This window comes from Cedecea sp. P7760 (assembly GCF_013386425.1).
Lineage (GTDB): Bacteria > Pseudomonadota > Gammaproteobacteria > Enterobacterales > Enterobacteriaceae > Cedecea > Cedecea selenatireducens.
The window spans coordinates 51,881-68,717 of sequence record NZ_JACARU010000047.1; the positions used below are offsets into that span (position 1 = coordinate 51,881).

The 16,837-nt window shown below is 56.6% G+C and carries 18 protein-coding genes; 7 read left to right on the top strand and 11 right to left on the bottom strand.

All coding sequences use genetic code 11. The features are described from left to right. Positions 1 to 40 precede the first annotated feature (40 nt). From HX778_RS16170 to HX778_RS16180, 3 genes are read left to right on the top strand one after another with little or no spacing between them, the layout of a single operon-like run. Positions 41 to 1,411 carry a sucrose-specific PTS transporter subunit IIBC gene (locus HX778_RS16170; protein ID WP_176982529.1) on the top strand — a complete coding sequence of 457 codons (1,371 nt, stop codon included), beginning with the start codon at positions 41 to 43 and terminating at the stop codon, positions 1,409 to 1,411. After that, a complete protein-coding gene (locus HX778_RS16175) occupies positions 1,411 to 2,820 on the top strand; it encodes a sucrose-6-phosphate hydrolase (protein ID WP_176982530.1) in 1,410 nt (469 codons plus the stop codon). Before HX778_RS16170 ends, HX778_RS16175 begins: the two co-directional genes overlap by 1 nt. A 29-nt stretch (positions 2,821 to 2,849) precedes the next feature. Further along, on the top strand, positions 2,850 to 3,857 hold the full coding sequence (locus HX778_RS16180) for a LacI family DNA-binding transcriptional regulator (RefSeq protein ID WP_038472300.1): 1,008 nt from the start codon (positions 2,850 to 2,852) through the stop codon (positions 3,855 to 3,857). Between the two features lie 26 nt (positions 3,858 to 3,883). On the opposite strand, the gene HX778_RS16185 is transcribed toward HX778_RS16180, so the two are convergent. The 4 genes from HX778_RS16185 to HX778_RS16200 form a co-directional block, all read right to left on the bottom strand. Next, on the bottom strand, positions 3,884 to 5,275 hold the full coding sequence (locus tag HX778_RS16185) for a heavy metal sensor histidine kinase (RefSeq protein WP_176982531.1): 1,392 nt from the start codon (positions 5,273 to 5,275) through the stop codon (positions 3,884 to 3,886). Next, entirely contained in the window at positions 5,272 to 5,949 is a 678-nt protein-coding gene (locus HX778_RS16190) for a heavy metal response regulator transcription factor (protein ID WP_176982532.1), read from the bottom strand. The genes HX778_RS16185 and HX778_RS16190 overlap by 4 nt, the downstream gene beginning before the upstream one ends. A gap of 76 nt (positions 5,950 to 6,025) precedes the next feature. After that, positions 6,026 to 6,805 carry an alpha/beta fold hydrolase gene (locus HX778_RS16195; RefSeq protein WP_176982533.1) on the bottom strand — a complete coding sequence of 260 codons (780 nt, stop codon included), beginning with the start codon at positions 6,803 to 6,805 and terminating at the stop codon, positions 6,026 to 6,028. A gap of 111 nt (positions 6,806 to 6,916) precedes the next feature. Further along, positions 6,917 to 8,131: an MFS transporter gene (locus HX778_RS16200; protein ID WP_176982534.1), complete on the bottom strand. Its 1,215-nt coding sequence runs from the start codon at positions 8,129 to 8,131 to the stop codon at positions 6,917 to 6,919. 110 nt (positions 8,132 to 8,241) lie between these two features. On the opposite strand from HX778_RS16200, the gene HX778_RS16205 reads away from it, so the two are divergent. Further along, on the top strand, positions 8,242 to 9,150 hold the full coding sequence (locus tag HX778_RS16205; protein WP_176982535.1) for a LysR family transcriptional regulator: 909 nt from the start codon (positions 8,242 to 8,244) through the stop codon (positions 9,148 to 9,150). A 190-nt stretch (positions 9,151 to 9,340) separates the two neighbouring features. Continuing rightward, entirely contained in the window at positions 9,341 to 9,973 is a 633-nt protein-coding gene (locus HX778_RS16210) for a Vat family streptogramin A O-acetyltransferase (protein ID WP_176982536.1), read from the top strand. 394 nt (positions 9,974 to 10,367) lie between these two features. On the opposite strand, the gene HX778_RS16215 is transcribed toward HX778_RS16210, so the two are convergent. From HX778_RS16215 to HX778_RS16225, 3 genes are all read right to left on the bottom strand, one after another. Next, positions 10,368 to 10,628 carry a hypothetical protein gene (locus tag HX778_RS16215; RefSeq protein ID WP_038472314.1) on the bottom strand — a complete coding sequence of 87 codons (261 nt, stop codon included), beginning with the start codon at positions 10,626 to 10,628 and terminating at the stop codon, positions 10,368 to 10,370. A 68-nt stretch (positions 10,629 to 10,696) separates the two neighbouring features. Further along, entirely contained in the window at positions 10,697 to 11,593 is an 897-nt protein-coding gene (locus HX778_RS16220; protein ID WP_176982537.1) for an SDR family NAD(P)-dependent oxidoreductase, read from the bottom strand. 25 nt (positions 11,594 to 11,618) lie between these two features. Next, entirely contained in the window at positions 11,619 to 12,356 is a 738-nt protein-coding gene (locus HX778_RS16225) for an SDR family oxidoreductase (protein ID WP_038472317.1), read from the bottom strand. Positions 12,357 to 12,477: 121 nt separating this feature from the next. Here HX778_RS16225 and HX778_RS16230 point away from each other — a divergent pair, with 121 nt between their 5' ends. Next, the gene (locus tag HX778_RS16230; protein WP_176982538.1) at positions 12,478 to 13,386 is read left to right on the top strand and encodes a LysR family transcriptional regulator; all 909 of its coding nucleotides are present in this window, start codon (positions 12,478 to 12,480) and stop codon (positions 13,384 to 13,386) included. A 29-nt stretch (positions 13,387 to 13,415) separates the two neighbouring features. Here HX778_RS16230 and HX778_RS16235 read toward each other — a convergent pair whose 3' ends face one another. The 4 genes from HX778_RS16235 to HX778_RS16250 form a co-directional block, all read right to left on the bottom strand. After that, positions 13,416 to 14,288, bottom strand: coding sequence for a dienelactone hydrolase family protein (locus tag HX778_RS16235; protein WP_255483414.1), 873 nt, complete (start codon positions 14,286 to 14,288; stop codon positions 13,416 to 13,418). An 89-nt stretch (positions 14,289 to 14,377) separates the two neighbouring features. Next, positions 14,378 to 15,025 carry a helix-turn-helix transcriptional regulator gene (locus tag HX778_RS16240; RefSeq protein ID WP_176982540.1) on the bottom strand — a complete coding sequence of 216 codons (648 nt, stop codon included), beginning with the start codon at positions 15,023 to 15,025 and terminating at the stop codon, positions 14,378 to 14,380. 18 nt (positions 15,026 to 15,043) lie between these two features. After that, a complete protein-coding gene (locus HX778_RS16245; RefSeq protein ID WP_038472326.1) occupies positions 15,044 to 16,024 on the bottom strand; it encodes a threo-3-hydroxy-L-aspartate ammonia-lyase in 981 nt (326 codons plus the stop codon). Positions 16,025 to 16,047: 23 nt separating this feature from the next. After that, a complete protein-coding gene (locus HX778_RS16250; RefSeq protein WP_176982541.1) occupies positions 16,048 to 16,437 on the bottom strand; it encodes a RidA family protein in 390 nt (129 codons plus the stop codon). 208 nt (positions 16,438 to 16,645) lie between these two features. On the opposite strand from HX778_RS16250, the gene HX778_RS16255 reads away from it, so the two are divergent. Then, a partial coding sequence (locus HX778_RS16255) for a DUF3290 family protein (RefSeq protein ID WP_176982542.1) occupies positions 16,646 to 16,837 on the top strand: 192 nt, incomplete at its 3' end.

Sequence of the window (16,837 nt, forward strand, 5' to 3'; positions counted from 1 at the left end):
GGAGAGCCACGAAATAACAATAAAGCGTTTAGAGGTGTCTATGGATTTCAATCACATTGCCCGCGAGCTGATTCCGCTGCTGGGCGGTAAAGAAAACATCGCCAGTGCGGCACACTGCGCCACACGGCTGCGGCTGGTGCTGGTTGACGATGCGCTCGCAGACCAGCAGGCGATCGGCAAAATTGACGGGGTGAAGGGGTGTTTTCGCAACGCAGGGCAGATGCAGGTCATCTTCGGCACCGGCGTGGTCAACAAGGTGTATGCCGCGTTTATTCAGGCCGCAGGGATCGTGGAGTCCAGCAAGTCTGAGGCGGCAAATCTGGCGGCGAAAAAGCTGAACCTGTTCCAGCGCATAGCGCGTTTGCTGTCGAACATTTTTGTTCCCATCATCCCGGCCATTGTAGCCTCTGGTTTGCTGATGGGGCTGCTGGGGATGGTGAAAACCTACGGCTGGGTTAGCCCGGACAACGCGCTCTATATCATGCTGGATATGTGTAGCTCCGCCGCGTTTATTATCCTGCCTATTCTGATTGGTTTTACGGCCGCCCGCGAGTTCGGCGGCAACCCTTATCTGGGCGCGACGCTGGGCGGGATTTTAACGCACCCGGCGTTAACCAACGCCTGGGGCGTGGCCGCCGGGTTCCACACCATGAACTTCTTCGGGCTGGAAGTGGCGATGATTGGCTACCAGGGCACGGTCTTCCCGGTGCTGCTGGCGGTGTGGTTTATGAGTATTGTTGAAAAACAGCTCCGCCGCGTTATTCCCGATGCGTTAGACCTGATCCTGACCCCGTTCCTCACCGTCATTATTTCCGGTTTTATTGCGCTGCTGATCATCGGCCCGGCCGGACGGGCGCTGGGTGACGGCATCTCGCTGGTACTCAGCACGCTCATTGCTCATGCGGGCTGGCTCGCCGGTTTGCTCTTTGGCGGGCTGTATTCGGTGATTGTGATAACGGGCATCCACCATAGCTTCCACGCCATTGAGGCCGGGCTGCTGGGCAACCCGGCTATTGGCGTCAACTTCCTGCTGCCAATCTGGGCGATGGCCAACGTCGCGCAGGGCGGTGCCTGCCTGGCGGTATGGTTTAAAACCCGGGACGCGAAAATCAAGGCCATCACGCTGCCCTCGGCGTTTTCGGCCATGTTAGGCATTACCGAGGCGGCCATCTTCGGCATCAACCTTCGCTTTGTTAAACCCTTTATTGCAGCGCTTATCGGTGGCGCCGCGGGCGGGGCCTGGGTGGTCTCCGTGCATGTCTACATGACGGCTGTGGGCTTAACCGCGCTGCCGGGCATGGCCATCGTGCAGGCCAGTTCGCTGGTGAACTACATTATCGGCATGGTTATCGCCTTTGGCGTGGCGTTTGCTCTCTCGCTGCTGCTGAAATACAAAGCGGAGTCTGAATAATGACGTTAGCTTCCCGCCTGCCCGCCATCTTACAGGCGGTAATGAAAGGCCAGCCAAAGGCCCTGCAGGATACCCACTACCCGCAGTGGCACCACGCCCCGGTGACGGGGTTAATGAACGATCCCAACGGATTCACTTGGTTTGCCGGGCGCTGGCACCTGTTTTATCAGTGGAACCCGCTGGCAGCAGATCATAAGTACAAGTGCTGGGGCCACTGGAGTTCGGCAGATTTAGTGCAGTGGCGGCACGAGCCGCTGGCGCTGATGCCGGATGAAGATTACGACCGCAACGGCTGCTACTCAGGCAGCGCCGTTGATAACGCAGGCAGGCTGACGCTGTGCTACACCGGCAACGTTAAGTTTGACGACGGCAGCCGCACGGCCTGGCAGTGCCTCGCCGTAGAAAACAGCGACGGCGGTTTTGACAAAGTGGGCCCGGTTTTGCCGCTGCCTGCGGGCTACAGCGGCCACGTGCGTGACCCGAAGGTCTGGCAGCACGAAGGCGTCTGGTACATGGTGCTGGGCGCTCAGGATCTGCACAAGCAAGGCAAGGTTTTGCTGTTTTCCTCTGCCAACCTGCATGACTGGGAGAGCAGGGGGGAAATCGCCGGTCACGGCGTCAACGGGCTTACGGATGCAGGCTATATGTGGGAATGCCCCGATCTTTTCCCGCTGGACGGTAAACACCTGCTGCTGTGCTGCCCACAGGGGCTTGCCCGCCGGGCTGAACGTTTTCTTAACGTTTACCCGGCGGCATATCTGGTCGGCGACTTTGATTACGCTTCGGCCAAATTTAACCACGGCGAGCTGAACGAGCTGGACGCCGGCTTTGAGTTTTACGCCCCGCAAACGGCGCTGGCTCCGGACGGACGGCGTTTGCTTGTTGGCTGGATGGGCGTACCGGATGGGGAAGAGATGCTGCAGCCAACGCGGGAGCATGGCTGGATCCACCAGATGACCTGCCTGCGGGAGCTGACGCTTAAAAACGGCAAGCTTTATCAACAGCCGATTGCGGAACTGGCTCAGCTTCGCGAAGCAGAACAGCGCTGGCAGGGCGAAGCCAGCCTGGCACCGGGGCTGGAGGCAAAACGTCTTGAGCTACAGATAGAGCTGAGCGGCGAGCTGGGCATCCATTTTGGCGGCGGCCTGACGCTAGAAGTTACCGGGCAGGGCATTACGCTTCAGCGTCCGGGCCTGGCGACGGGTGAGCCACTATACCGCTACTGGCACGGCAAGGTTTCTTCCCTGCAGATCCTCTGCGACAGCTCGAGCGTAGAGATTTTTATCAATCACGGGGAAGGCGTGATGAGCAGCCGCTATTTTCCACAATCTTCAGAGCGGCTCTCTTTCAACGGTGAGTCGGAGGTCACGTTGCGCTACTGGTCGCTGCGTTCCTGCATGATAGAATGAGGGTTTGGACTAACTGCCACGGTTGCGCTGTGAAAAAAACCAAACGCGTCACGATTAAAGATATTGCCGAACTGGCGGGCGTTTCAAAGGCGACCGCCAGCCTGGTGCTCAATGGACGAGGCAAAGAGCTGAGGGTGGCGCAGGCTACCCGCGAGCGCATCATGACGATTGCGCAACAGCAGCACTACCAGCCGAGCATTCACGCGCGTTCGCTGCGCGACGATCGCAGCCACACCATTGGTCTCGTGGTGCCGGAGATAACCAACTACGGCTTCGCCGTTTTCTCCCACGAGCTGGAAATGCTCTGCCGCGAGGCGGGCGTTCAGCTGCTTATCTCCTGCACGGATGAAAACCCGGGGCAGGAAAACATGGTGGTCAGCAATATGATTGCGCGCCAGGTAGACGGCCTGATTGTTGCTTCGAGCATGCTGAGTGCGGTGGATTACCACAAGCTGAGCGAACAGCTGCCGGTGGTTCTGTTCGACAGGCACATGAACGACACCACGCTGCCTCTGGTTATCACCGATTCTGTGCAACCTACCGCCGAACTGATTGAGCCTATTGCCCGCCAACATGCGGATGAATTTTACTTTCTGGGCGGGCAGTCAAGATTATCGCCAACGAGGGATCGCCTGGAAGGATTCACTCAGGGACTTACCCGCGCAGGCGTTGCGTTGCGCCCGGAGTGGATTATTCACGGCAGCTACCATCCGAGTGCCGGCTATGAGTCTTTTGCCGCACTTTGCGCGCAGCTTGGCCGCCCGCCAAAGGCGCTGTTCACCGCCGCCTGCGGCCTGCTTGAAGGCGTGCTGCGCTACATGAGCCAGCACAACCTGCTGGAAAGCGATATCCATCTGGCAAGCTTTGACGATCACTATCTCTACGACTCGCTGTCGGTGCGAATCGACACCATCCAGCAGGATAACCGCCAGCTGGCTTTTCATTGCTATGAGCTGATTAGCAACCTGATTGACGGGCAGTCGCCGGAGCCTTTGCAGCGCTATCTTCCGGCCAAAATAGTGCGCCGACACCCATAAACCACGCGGTTCATCGTCCACCAGCGCTACTGGCCATTCGGGAACCATAAGCCAAACCGGGTTACGCCAGCCTGACTTTCAACCCGGCAGCGGCCCTGATGCAGCTGCATGATGGAGTTAACGATGGATAACCCAAGCCCGCTGGAGTGCGCCGAGTCGTTACGGGAAGGGTCCGCGCGGTAAAAACGATCGAAAATCCTTTCCTGATGCGCAGGGGAAATCGTCTCGCCTCGGTTAATCACCTCGATAGACATGCCTTTATCTGCTGGCTTCGCCTCAATGAGAATCTCGCTACCAGGCTGTGCAAAGCGCACCGCGTTAGAAAGCAGGTTCGCCAGAGCGCGGCGCAGCAGCAGGGCATCGGCATATACCGTTCCGCTGGCGCGAATTTGAATCGTTACGTCACGGTCGGCGGCCAGGTCCTCAAAATACTCACCGATACGATGGACCTCTTCGGCAACCTCAATATGAAGCCGCTGGATCTCCTGGTCAGGCTGCTCCGCCTGGGCCAGAAACAGCATGTTGTCGATCATCCGCGACATGCGCTGCAGCTCTTCAAAATTCGAGCCCAGCAGCCGCTGGTAATAAGCGTTGTCCCTCGCGGTGCCCAGGCCGACTTCCGTCTGGCCGAGCAGGGTGGTTATCGGCGTGCGCAGGTCATGGGCCATATCGGCGCTGACCTGTTTTAACTGCTGGAACCCGCGTTCCAGGCGTTCGAGCATGGCATTAATCTGGTCGATCAGCGTATCAAGTTCGGTCGGAACATCCTGCTTATCAAGCCGTGAAGAGAGCGTTTTGGTGCCGATTTTTGCCGTGCGGTCGGCCAGCCTGCGCAAAGGGGAAATGCCACGACGGGCAAAAATCACCGCCAGCACAACGGAGATTGCCGCCATCATCGAGGCAAAGAGAATAATCTTGTTGCGGTACTCTTCCAGGATATGAGTTCTGTCGCTCAGTACGCGCGCCGAGATAATCTCCAGCGGTGGTAAATCGTTGGCAGAAGGGCTAATCGCGGCCATATACACCATCGGCGTGCCGTCCGCGTTATTGGCGTGATGCACGGCCTCAAGCGTCAGCCGCTGGTTGGCAGCAACTGCCGTAACGCCGGGAATCGCGCGCTGCATGGGGTTCACTTCCAGCAGCGTAGCGCCGCCCACATAGCGGATCACCAGCAGGGATTCAGTATTGCCCAGCATATTGGCAAACAAATGGGGCTTTTCGCGGATCAGCTGCCGCGCGTCAAGATCCCTCAGCAGCGTGCTGATCTGGTCCACGCGGGAAACCAGCGCGGCATCGTCGCGTATCGACAGCTGCTGGCGGAGGGCGTAATAAAGCGCGCTGCCCATCACGGTAAAAGCAACCAACGAGAACGCCGCCAGCAGGACGGCCAGGCGAAAGGTCAGCGAGACGCGCTTCATGACTCTTGCTCGCAGCGGTAGCCCACGCCATGCACGGTATGAATCAGCCGCACAGGAAAGGGATCGTCCACTTTTTGCCGCAGCCTGCGCACCGCGACGTCCACAACGTTGGTGTCGCTATCGAAGTTCATATCCCAGACGCGGGAAGCCAGAAACGTTCTCGACAAAACCTGCCCCGGATGCTGCAGAAAGCACACCAGCAGCTTGAACTCTTTGTTGGTCAAGGTGATGCGTTTCCCTTCTCGCTCACAGCGGAACTTCGCAACGTCCACCATCAGATCCGCCAGCGACAGCACTTCTTCGGCTTCGGCCAGCGGCTGACCACGGCGTAAAATAATGCGGATCCTTGCCAGCAGTTCGGCAAAGGAGAAAGGTTTCACCAGGTACTCATCGGCGCCCAGCCCAAGCCCGCGTAAACGGTCTTCGAGCGTGCCGCGCGCGCTCAGAAACAGCACCGGCGTCTGGCTGTGGGCGCGTAAACGCTCCATCACCGTCCAGCCGTTCATTTCCGGCAGCATAACGTCCAGCAGAATCAGGTCATAACTTTCTTCCCGCGCCAGATGCAGGCCGTCGATGCCGTTGGCCGCCCAGTCCGCGGTATAGCCCGCTTCGTTCAGCCCGCTGACCAGGTAGGAGGCGGTTTTGGCTTCGTCTTCAATGATGAGGATTTTCAAACGGCGGGATCCTGTTAAAAGGAGAGAAAAGGGCGTGCAGGGCGCCCCAGTCTCGTCAGTATAAGATGCGTGAACCTTAGTATCCAGGCACGTGTGCGGCTTTCATGATCAGGTTAGCGACCGCTTCTGGCTGAGAAATCAGCGACACGTGGCTGGACTTCAGCTCAATGGTCTGAGCGTGCATGCGCTTCGCCATGAAACGCTCCAAATCCGGGTTAATGGTGCGGTCTTCGGTAGACACCGCATACCAGGTTGGTTTGTTGTGCCAGGCGGCAACCGTGGTTTTTGCCGTGGTGATGGCTTTACCGATCGGCTGCTGTACTGCGTAATACGCTTCGGCTTCTTTCACCGGCAGGTCACCGGCGAAATCATGCACAAACGCAGACTCGCTCAGCGCGCCGTAGCCTTCATCGCTCCACTTCAGGCCAGCAGAAGCCGGAGCCGCAGGGTATTTTTTGGTGAGCGCCGGGTAGTCTTCACCTGCTTCTGGCGCGCGGGCGGCGATATACACCAGGCCTTTAACTTCAGGCTCATCGCCAGCCTGGCTGATGACCATGCCGCCGTAAGAGTGTGCCACCAGAATAACCGGGCCGTCTTGCTGCGCCAGCGTGCGTTTCACTGCGGCAACATCGTTATCCAGAGAGGTAGTTGGGTTCTGTACCGCAGTCACGTGCAGGCCTTTGGCCTGCAGCAGCGGGATAACTTTGCCCCAGCTAGAGCCATCGGCAAACAGGCCGTGCACCAGCACGATATTCTTCACTTCCTGGGGGGCTGGCGTGGTGTCGGCATGAGCGACGGAGCTGCCCAGCACGGCAAGCACGAGAGAGGCGATAGCAGAGAGATGGCGTAATTTCATGGTGTATCCTCAGGATTCAACAAAGGGGGTCACGGCTAATTTAGCGAGCGGAGGCCAACAAAGTGCTGACCTGGAAATGACAAAAAAATGACAAACGGAAAGCCAGGGCTATCAGCCACCACGGGATTTGTTTTCACGGGTGACCATCACGGCGAGCAGCCCGGCCAGCGCAAAAGCGGCGGCAACATAGGGAATGGGGCGAGGCCCGGTCAGGTTTATCAGCAGGCCGCCTGTCAAAGAGCCCAGCCCGATGGCTGCGTTAAAGACCGAGACGTTGACCGAGGTCGCGGCATCGGCGCCGCCTTCCAGGCGAGAAGCTTCTTTAAACACCAGGGTTTGCAACAGTACCGGCAGTGCGCCGTAGGCCGCGCCCCACAGCGCAATGGTGATGAAGATGGCCGTATGGCTGACGGCTGCCGCATTAAGACCGGCAAGACTGGCGGTGAACAGCGCAGCAACAATTCCCAGACTTGTGCGTGGCGCACGGGCGGCAAATGGCCCGACGGCGAAGTTGGTGATAACGCCTGCTGCGCCATAAACCAGCAGCAGCATGCTGATTTGCCCGCCGCTCTGGCCGGCCATTTGCTCAAGGAACGGCGTAATGTAGGTGTAGGCCAGGAAGTTAGCGGTGACCACCAGCGCGGTGATGCCGAAAATACCCAGTAAGGCGCCACTTTTAAACACCGCGGAAATAGCCCCGCGTTTGGCAGATTTGGCGATCCTCACCGCAGGAACTGACCAGGCGATAAGCGTGAAAACCACCAGGCACAAGATACACAGCGCGGCGAACACGGAACGCCAGCCGTAGAAATCACCCAGCATGGTGCCCGCAGGCACGCCCAGCACCGTTGCCAGAGAAACACCGCCAAAAACAACCGACGTTGCCCGCACGGCATTGCGTGAAGCCACCAGATGCACGGCGGTGACCACGGCGGTTGACCAAAATACGCCGATAGCCGCAGCCACCAGAATACGGCCAATGAATACCACAAAGTAATCCGTTGCCAGCCAGGTAATCAGGTTCCCGGCAAAGCAGGCGGCCAGCAGGCCAGCCATCAGCGTTTTGCGGTTAATGTGCCCCAGCAGCCCGGTGAGCGGGGCGGCGGTGAGGGCCACCATAAAAGCAAAAATGGTGACCAGATAACCGGCCACGCCCAGAGAAACGTTGAGTCCGGCGGCCATGCCCGGCAGTACGCCAACCGGCATCAGCTCGGTGCTGACAAAGGTGAAACAGCCGAGGCTGAGCGCGAGCACCGCCGCGATACTGCGGGCCCGGGACACATGCGCGCCATGCGGCGCAGCAATATTTGTACTGCTTGATTGCATAAAACCATCCTGAAAAGGTGAACAGATCGAAATGACGAGCAAATTGTGGCGTCGCGAAGGGCAGAATGCGATAGCATGAAAGGCATAAGACTTATGACCCGGAGTCACCAATGAGAGCATTAAGTTCGCAGTTGCTGGAAGGCGTGGACGTGATGGCGGCGGTTGTCGATACCCTGAGTTTTGGCGCTGCCGCAGAGATGCTGGATATGTCGCAGTCCGGCGTGAGCAGGGCGATTGCCCGCCTTGAAACAAGGCTTGGGATCCGCGTATTTGAGAGAACAACGCGTTCGGTCAGGCTGACCGATGAAGGGCGTGAGTTCTACGAACAGGTAATGCCGCTGATTGCCGCCCTGGCCGACGTTACCGGCGGGGCCGCAGGGGGCAGGCAAAAAATTCGGGGCAGGCTGAGGGTTAACGTTGACCCGCTGTTTGCCAGCCAGGTTTTGGGGCCGCGCCTCGGCACCTTTATGGATGAAAACCCGAATCTTGAAATTGAGCTTCGCAGCCGTGATGAGCTGGGCGATCTTATCTCGGACGGCTTTGACCTGGCGCTGCGCTTTGGCCACCCTCAGTCTTCGTCACTGATAGCAAGAAAGCTGTTCGACACGCGGGTTTTTGCCATGGCCTCGCCCGAATATTTGCAGCGCTTTGGCCACCCGAAAACGCCTCAGGAGCTTCAGAACGAGCCGCACCGCTGCATTTTATTCCGCGAGCCGCTGACGGGGAAACCGTTCGCCTGGGAGTTTCACCAGGGGAAAAAGAAGCTGATGATCCAGCCCAGAGGCATGCTGACGGTCAACGATGCGGAAACCGCATTCAGCACCTGCCTGGCCGGGCTCGGCGTGGTGCAGATTTTTGAACTCGGCAGCGAGGAATACGTTTCTTCGGGGCGCCTGGTGCCACTCTTCCCGGCGTGGTCAGATCACCGCTTCCCGCTCTACGCCTATTATCCCTCGCGGCACCACGTTCCGGCGAAAACCCGCGCCTTGCTGGACTTTGTCAGCGGGCTGGTGGGTTGAACTTCTTAGGCAAATCAGGCAAAACGGAAATAGATATTTCGTTGGGAAGGAAATGTGCATATGCAAATACCAGAACTCCATACAGAACGCTTGCTATTAAAGCCATTAGCCGCCGAAGATGCCTCACTGAAAAGAAAGAGTATGTCGTGTGTGATAATCTGATGTCGGTAAAATTCTAATCGGAGGAAATATGCACGGACCAAATCCAATGAACAAACATCCAATGGAAGGATTTCCTCAGGTTTGTTTCATTAAAAATACAGTGACAAATCCAAACATAATTGTGGGTGATTTCACCTATTATGATGATCCTGAGGGGGCTGAGAATTTTGAACGAAATGTTCTCTATCACTTCCCGTTCATAGGCGATAAATTGGTTATTGGTAAGTTTTGCGCTATCGCAAAAGGCGTCCAGTTCATCATGAACGGCGCTAACCACAAACTATCAGGCTTCTCTACCTTCCCGTTTTACATCTTCGGAAATGGATGGGAAAAAGCTATGCCGCAATCCGGCGATCTGCCCTACAAAGGCGACACGGTTATCGGGAACGATGTGTGGGTAGGGTATGAAGCACTTATCATGCCTGGCGTAAAAATTGGTAACGGCGCAATTATTTCCTCGCGATCAGTCGTCACAACTGATGTGTCTGCCTATACAGTCGTGGGGGGGAATCCAGCAAAAGTGATAAAGAAACGATTTTCTGATGAAATAGTATCCGAATTGGAAAAATTAGCGTGGTGGGATTGGCCTGTAGAACTGATTACTAAATACCTCACTGCAATAATGTCTAATGATCTTGAAGCACTTCGCAATACCGAATGAATTGGTTTACGGTTGCCATCTTATATTCGGCAACGTCAGTTCCTCGCTCAAAGCAGCCTGGCAATGGCATACCGCCACGGAGTAAAAGCGGGTTTTATGGCACTAAGTATTAAAGATCTACCCCCGGAAACTGAGCATTTTCACGCGATTGAGAGCATTAATCAGCACGCCTTCCCGGAAGGTCAAAGAGAACCGCTTGAGGTTTTTTACCCTTAGCCGAACAGCAGATAAAACGGAAAACGTTTTACCTGCGAAATGGCTTCCACGAAACGGGTCATCAACAGCAAATTCACGGCAACTTGTATGAAGTGCTGTGCAGCAGCGAAACGTACAGCCGCCGGGCTTTTCTGGCATTGATGCAGGTATCGAGGAGTCTGACGAGTAACCCCCAGGATTAACGCTCGACCAGCCACAGCAGCGGAATCACCGGCAGGGCGAAAATGATAAGGAAAATCGTCAGCTCTTCACCCCAGCCGTAGCCCACTTTAATAACCCCGATCAGCATATTGACCGCCGTAATAAGGCACCACAGCACCGCAAAGCCTCTGGCGATAATCGCCTGGGCTGGCGGGTAGTCCGGGGTAAAAAGTCGAATCAGCAGATAACACCCGCTGGCGAGTAAAAATCCGCTCAACAGAAAGAGAAACGTGCGCATCAAACACTCCAGGAAATGGCCTGCGGCCTAGCTTTTGCCAGATGCAAGATAAGCCGCAGGCCGGGGGTTTACCGTCGGGGAGTAAGCAGGTCGCCTAAGCCAATACGTTGCAAAAACTCTTTGCGGATGCGGTCGGCCACCGCGTTCACCACTTCGGCGCCGTCGTCGGAGGGATCAACGTGCACCCGGAACGGGCGTTTGCCGTCCGGCGCATTCACGATGTCCACCATCGCCGCGGCCACGTCTGCTACGTCTGCATCTTCCGGCTCGCAGGCCGCCAGGCCTTTCAGCGCTTCATCCTCCAGGCCGGCCGTTGGGCCATGTTTTGTGTACGCCTGTTCGCGTTCGGTATCCGCAGGCTTGCCGGAATGCAGGAAATGGTTGGTGCCTTTGGTAAAGGCGCCCGGCACCAGAATAGAGCTTTCAATACCCCAGCGGCTTAGCTCGGCGGCATAGCTCACGGCCACGGCGTCCATTGCGGCTTTGGCGGCAAAATAAGGGGCCAGATAGGGGGGCGTGCCTCCCCTGGTACTGCTGCTGCCGACCCAAAGCACGAGGCCCTTTCTCTGCTGGCGCAAATAAGGCAGAGCCGCCCGGTTAACGCGCTGGGTGCCCAGCACGTTAATGTCAAACAGCTGGCTGAACTGCTCCGGCAGGAAGGCTTCAGCGGGGCCGTAGGACATATGTCCGGCGTTATGAACCACGACGTCGAGCCTGCCGTGTTCCGCAATAATCAGCGCGATGGCCGCATTCGCAGAATCCTGAGACTGCACGTCAAGCTCAACGGCACGGAGATCGACCTCGTGCTGCCGCGCATAATCCTTAAGGCTTTCAACCTGAGGGGCATTGCGGCCCGCGATGTCCCGCATACTGGCGTAGACGGTATGTCCGGCATGGGCGAGGGCGCGAGCGGATAACGCCCCAAAGCCGCTGGACGCCCCGGTTATCAGAATGATTTGCTGCATGGTTTTCTCCAGTTTGCCGCGAAATTTAAGCAAAGCCGCCGTTGACGCGGATAACCTGAGAATTCACCCAGCTGCCGTCCGGACCAGCCAGCGTGGCAACAATGCTGGCAATTTCGTCAGGTGTGCCGATGCGCCCGAGCGGGGCGAGGTTGGCGATGGCCTGGATTTGCTCTTCGGTTTTACCGTTCAGGAATAGATCCGTGCCGGTTGGCCCAGGCGCTACGGCGTTAACGGTAATATTGCGGCCGCGCAGCTCGTTGGCGAGAACGTGAACCAGGCCTTCAACACCGGCCTTAGAGGCAATGTAAGGGCCGTATGCCGGGAAGGATTTCGCGATAACGCTGGTTGAAAGGGCAATAATGCGGCCGCCTTCGTTCAGTGATTCGGCGGCATTAGCCAGCACCATAAACGCGCCGCGCAGGTTTGTGTTGATGACTTTGTCAAACTCAGCGAGGCCGGCTGGCGTGATTTTCACCATCGGCATAATCCCTGCGCTGTGCACCACTACATCGAGCTGGTTATTAACGGCTTTCGCTTCGGCAAACAGGCGAGCGACATCGCTTTCGGATGAGACATCGGCCTGGATCGCCACGGCTTCACCGCCGCTGGCCTTAATCGCCTGCACCGTTTCATCGGCGCTGGCTTTGTTACCGGCATAGTTGACGATGACGGTGAAGCCGTCGCGAGCCAGTCTTTCGGCAATAGCCCGGCCAATCCCACGGGAAGCGCCGGTCACCAGGGCAGTTTTCTTTGCAGTTGTCATGTTGTTCTCCAGATGCTGTGAGTGGGTCGCCCCGAGTGGGCGTGGGTGCATTGTTAATGTTTTTGAATTCGGGATAAATGGTGCTAATTTGATTAGATAATTTCGTTTTGGTTAATAATAGATGGATAAATTCGATACGTTGCAGCTGTTCACCCGCATTGTTGAGCTGGGCAGTTTCAGCCAGGCCGCAGACCAGCTTGGCATCCCGAGAGCCACGGCAAGCAATGCGATTAAAGAGCTGGAGAGCCAGCTTGGCTGCCGCCTGCTGGAACGGACTACCCGCCACGTGCGAGCTTCCCAGGACGGCAAAGCGTATTACCAGCGCTGCGTATATATTCTGGCAGAGCTGAATGATGCAGAGGCCGCGCTGCGACCGGTGGTCACCAGGCCTCGTGGAATTTTGCGCATCGACCTGCAGGGAACGCATGCGTCACAGATAGTTCTTCCGCTGCTGGATGAGTTTCATCGCCGTTACCCGGACATCGAGCTGATTATCAGCAGCGGCGACAGGCTGGTTGATCTGGTTCGTGAGGGGATCGACTGCGTGGTGCGAGCCGGTAAGCTGCAGGATTCTTCGCTGGTTGCGCGCCACCTGGCGGATTTGCCGCAAATTGTGTGCGCCAGCCCGGATTATCTGGCGTCATTTGGTGTACCTGAGCATCCGGACGATCTCGAGCATCACCAGTGTGTAAACTTCTTCTCGACCACGGGCGGCCTGAATTATCCCTTCGAATTCATCATCGATAACGAGCGGCGAGCCTTCTCGCCCAAAGGCTGGGTGACGGTCAACGAAGCGGAAAATTATGTTATCTGCGCCCTGCGGGGCTGCGGCCTGGTTCAGATCCCGCGTTACCACGTCGAACAGGCGCTGACTGCAGGTCGGCTGGTTGAAGTGATGAGCGACTGGCAAAGTCCGGCCATCGCTGTTTCTGCGGTGTATACCCAAAACCGGCAGCTTTCTCCGCGAGTACGCGTGTTTATCGACTGGCTGAAAGAGATTTATAGCTCGAGGTTTCCTGCGGTGGGTTAGTGCCTGGCTGGCCAGGCACTGAGTACCGGCTAAATAGGTTCAAACGGCAGGCCCAGCGAGTGAACGAACGTTTTCATCTGCGGGTACCACAGTCTGACGCCGGCCTTGCTGTCGGCAAAGTCATGGGAGTTTTTCCCGAAGGTACCGATATCAACCATTCGGGCTCGGTTTGCAGCCCCGGAGGCCTGGCTTGTGTAGGCGCTGAACATCTGCTGCGGCAGCGGCTGCGGCCAAAGTTCATCGTTATCGCCGTAGAACCAAAGCGACGGGTAACGCGCCCGTTGCCCGATACTGTCGTAGGCGTTCACCAAGTTTTGCTGCCAGCCTGCGCAGGTTTTCATGCGTAGCCCGCCGGAAAAGTTAATCACGCCCAGTACGCCGGGAATTTGCCGGGTACTCAGGGCCATGGTCACCAGCCCGCCATCAGACTGACCGGCAACCACGATGCGTGTGCGATCGACATACGGCAACTTTACCAGCGCACTGAGGGCGGCGGCAGAATCTTTGGCCTCGTCAAACGCGTGGCGGCGAACGTCGCATCCGTCGCGCGGATACTGCCCGCCTGATGCCGCGAAGCCTTCCCGCATAGGTATGGCAACCACAAACCCGCGGTGAACAAATACCGAGGCAATTTCAAGGTGACGTGAACGAGGCTGCGTGCGGGCGTTGCCGGGATTTTTGCCGTGATTCATTAACAGCAGAGGGAAAGGACCGTTGCCCGGAGGCTTGTAGAGCGTGGTTTCGAGCTCAACGATTTTCCCGTCAGTTTCGACCGGCAGCATCACAACCTGTTCGTTGAGTCGGCGATCCAGCCGCATTGATGAAGCAGAAGCGTCAGGGGCAGAGCGGCAGCCGCTGAGGGTGAGGAATAGCACCGAAACTGCGATGCTTTTGAGAGCCATTCCGGAGCGCTTTGGTTCCTGGGGTAAAGACGCTATCAGCCACTTCAAAGAACCCATCTGTCTGCCCTGGCAAAAAAATCGCGGTTGAATTACGCCGTGTCGTCCACGGTCGGCTGTTGTTTTGCATACAGATAAACCGACGCCCGCGAAATGCCCAGATGCTGCGCCACGGTTTCCATCGATTTACGGATATCCAGTAATCCTTCTTTTTTCAGCGTCTGCAACAGCTCAATTCTTTCCGAAGTTTTCAGCGCGCGCGGCGTCGTCGCCAGCCCGGCAGCATACTGGTCGATTCTCAGCCTTATGGCCTCTGAACCTACGGGTTCAATGTGCTCTTCCACCGGACCCGCGTGGGTTTCAGTGAAGCGCGACAGCATGCTTTGCATCCCTCTGAACAAGGTCATATCCAGATTCAGGCACAGCGCGGCGACGTACTCCCCGGAGGCATCTTTCAGCCCGATGGAGGTACTTTTTACCGGGCGACCATCGGCAAACTGGTTGGCGTAATTGGCAACCACTGCCGGAAAATCCGGGGAGGCAATGCGAGCCAGCCCCATTTCGGTTGCGGCCTGGCCGACTTTTCGGCCCGACAGATTGTTATGTATGGAGAGAATAGAGTGTTGCGGCTGTTGCAGGTCATGCACTACCACCTCACAAAACGGCGCGAAGGTCTCGCTTATCCCCTGGGCAATATTGTCGAGCTGCTCTAGCAGGGTATTGTCTGCTGGTTTTGTCACGCTATTCTCTCCTGATGTTTAACGCTGTGCGGCCCTGGCGAGTAACTCGCCGTAGCGGCTGATGTCGACGTTACCGCCGCTAAGGATGATGCCCACACGCTTGCCGCGAAGGCTCTCTTTCATCCCGCGTGCGGCAGCAAAACCAAGGCAACCCGTCGGCTCGACGACCATTTTCATGCGCTCGGCGAAAAACTTCATCGAGTCGATCAGTTCGTCATCGCTGGCGGTAAAGATATCGTCCACGTTCTGGCGAATCATCTCGAAGGTATAGTCGCCGAGGAAGGTGGTCTGCGCGCCGTCTGCTATCGTTTTTGGCGTATCGATGCGCACAATCTTACCGCGTCGGAAGGACTGTTGCGCGTCATTCCCCGCCTCCGGCTCAACGCCATAAACCTTACAGTGGGGCGAAAGCCTGCGTGCCGCCAGCGAGCAGCCGGAAATTAAGCCACCGCCCCCCAGGCAGACAAACAGCGCGTCCAGTTCGCCGACCTCGTCAAACAGCTCTTTTGCCGCCGTACCCTGGCCCGCAATCACGTGTGGATGATCGTAAGGAGGGATCAGGGTCAGGCCATATTTCTCAGCCAGATCGTTACCGATCTGCTGGCGGTCTTCGGTGTAGCGGTTATAGAGAATGACTTTCCCGCCGTATTCCCGCGTCGCGGCTATTTTGGCCGCCGGGGCATCTTCCGGCATCACGATAGTGGCCGGAATACCCAACAGCCTTGCTGCCAGCGCAATCGCCTGGGCGTGGTTCCCGGAGGAGAAGGCCACCACGCCAGCTTCTTTCTGCGCGGGCGTGAACTGGGCGAGGGCGTTCATTGCGCCACGAAATTTAAACGCACCCATGCGCTGGTAATTTTCACATTTGAAAAAGACTTCTGCGCCAAACTCTTCATTCACGGTGCGGGAAGTCATCACCGGCGTGCGGTTGGCATGGTCTTTAATACGCTGAGCTGCGGCCACCACATCGTCATAAACGGGAAGAACTAGTTCACTCATTATGCCTCCTTCAATCGGTTGTCTTATTCAGAGAGCGCCACGGCTTCAACTTCAAGCGCTGCGCCGTAATGGAGCTGTGAAACGCCGGCTACCGCGCGGGAAGGGCGATGCTCGCCAATCCACTCCGCGTAGATTTTGTTAAATAGCGGCCAGAGATTGATATCCGTGATGTACACCCGCACGGAAACAAGGTGCTGCTTTGTTACGCCCGCGCAGCCGAGGCAGGACTCTATGTTTTGCAGCACCAGCCGGGCCTGCTCCTCAAAAGGCGCATCGCAGCGTGGGCTGCCGTCAACGGCAACGGGTAGCTGCCCGGAAATAAACACCAATCCGCCTGCGGTAGTGGTGTGCGAATAGTGCCCCACGGGAGCAGGCACGTTTTCGATATTGCGCAGCGTGATATCCGGAGCCATGTGTCCTCTCAATTGCGTTCAGATTTAGACAAATAATCTATATCTGGACTAAATGTTGATCAAGTAGTTTTCAACATGGAAAGCAGCAAGGGAGATAGTGGTGAGTTGGAAGGGAGGAGAAAGTCAGGATCGTGGTCGTTAGAGCGGGAAATGGCAATGTGTTACTATAATAAAAACGGGGTCTTAAGTGTTTAGGGATTATAACTATATGAGATTTTATGGCATCGACTATCTACAAACGCAGTCTAATATTAATGATTATTTAAAATACATCATTATATTTAGTGCTTTATTTATCCTGATCGTTTTTTTTAGCCTCTACATGCGTCATCGCTTACAAACTAAATATCGAGACCTAACAATAATCGTATTTTTATTTTTACTGTTCATTTCTGGTGTT

What these genes read in the sequence shown, in the direction of transcription:
- HX778_RS16170 (WP_176982529.1), top strand. Translation starts at nt 41, where the DNA reads ATGGATTTCAATCACATTGCCCGCGAGCTGATTCCGCTGCTGGGCGGT.
- HX778_RS16175 (WP_176982530.1), top strand. Translation starts at nt 1,411, where the DNA reads ATGACGTTAGCTTCCCGCCTGCCCGCCATCTTACAGGCGGTAATGAAA.
- HX778_RS16185 (WP_176982531.1), bottom strand. Translation starts at nt 5,275, where the DNA reads ATGAAGCGCGTCTCGCTGACCTTTCGCCTGGCCGTCCTGCTGGCGGCG.
- HX778_RS16195 (WP_176982533.1), bottom strand. Translation starts at nt 6,805, where the DNA reads ATGAAATTACGCCATCTCTCTGCTATCGCCTCTCTCGTGCTTGCCGTG.
- HX778_RS16200 (WP_176982534.1), bottom strand. Translation starts at nt 8,131, where the DNA reads ATGCAATCAAGCAGTACAAATATTGCTGCGCCGCATGGCGCGCATGTG.
- HX778_RS16205 (WP_176982535.1), top strand. Translation starts at nt 8,242, where the DNA reads ATGAGAGCATTAAGTTCGCAGTTGCTGGAAGGCGTGGACGTGATGGCG.
- HX778_RS16210 (WP_176982536.1), top strand. Translation starts at nt 9,341, where the DNA reads ATGCACGGACCAAATCCAATGAACAAACATCCAATGGAAGGATTTCCT.
- HX778_RS16215 (WP_038472314.1), bottom strand. Translation starts at nt 10,628, where the DNA reads ATGCGCACGTTTCTCTTTCTGTTGAGCGGATTTTTACTCGCCAGCGGG.
- HX778_RS16220 (WP_176982537.1), bottom strand. Translation starts at nt 11,593, where the DNA reads ATGCAGCAAATCATTCTGATAACCGGGGCGTCCAGCGGCTTTGGGGCG.
- HX778_RS16225 (WP_038472317.1), bottom strand. Translation starts at nt 12,356, where the DNA reads ATGACAACTGCAAAGAAAACTGCCCTGGTGACCGGCGCTTCCCGTGGG.
- HX778_RS16230 (WP_176982538.1), top strand. Translation starts at nt 12,478, where the DNA reads ATGGATAAATTCGATACGTTGCAGCTGTTCACCCGCATTGTTGAGCTG.
- HX778_RS16235 (WP_255483414.1), bottom strand. Translation starts at nt 14,288, where the DNA reads ATGGCTCTCAAAAGCATCGCAGTTTCGGTGCTATTCCTCACCCTCAGC.
- HX778_RS16245 (WP_038472326.1), bottom strand. Translation starts at nt 16,024, where the DNA reads ATGAGTGAACTAGTTCTTCCCGTTTATGACGATGTGGTGGCCGCAGCT.
- HX778_RS16250 (WP_176982541.1), bottom strand. Translation starts at nt 16,437, where the DNA reads ATGGCTCCGGATATCACGCTGCGCAATATCGAAAACGTGCCTGCTCCC.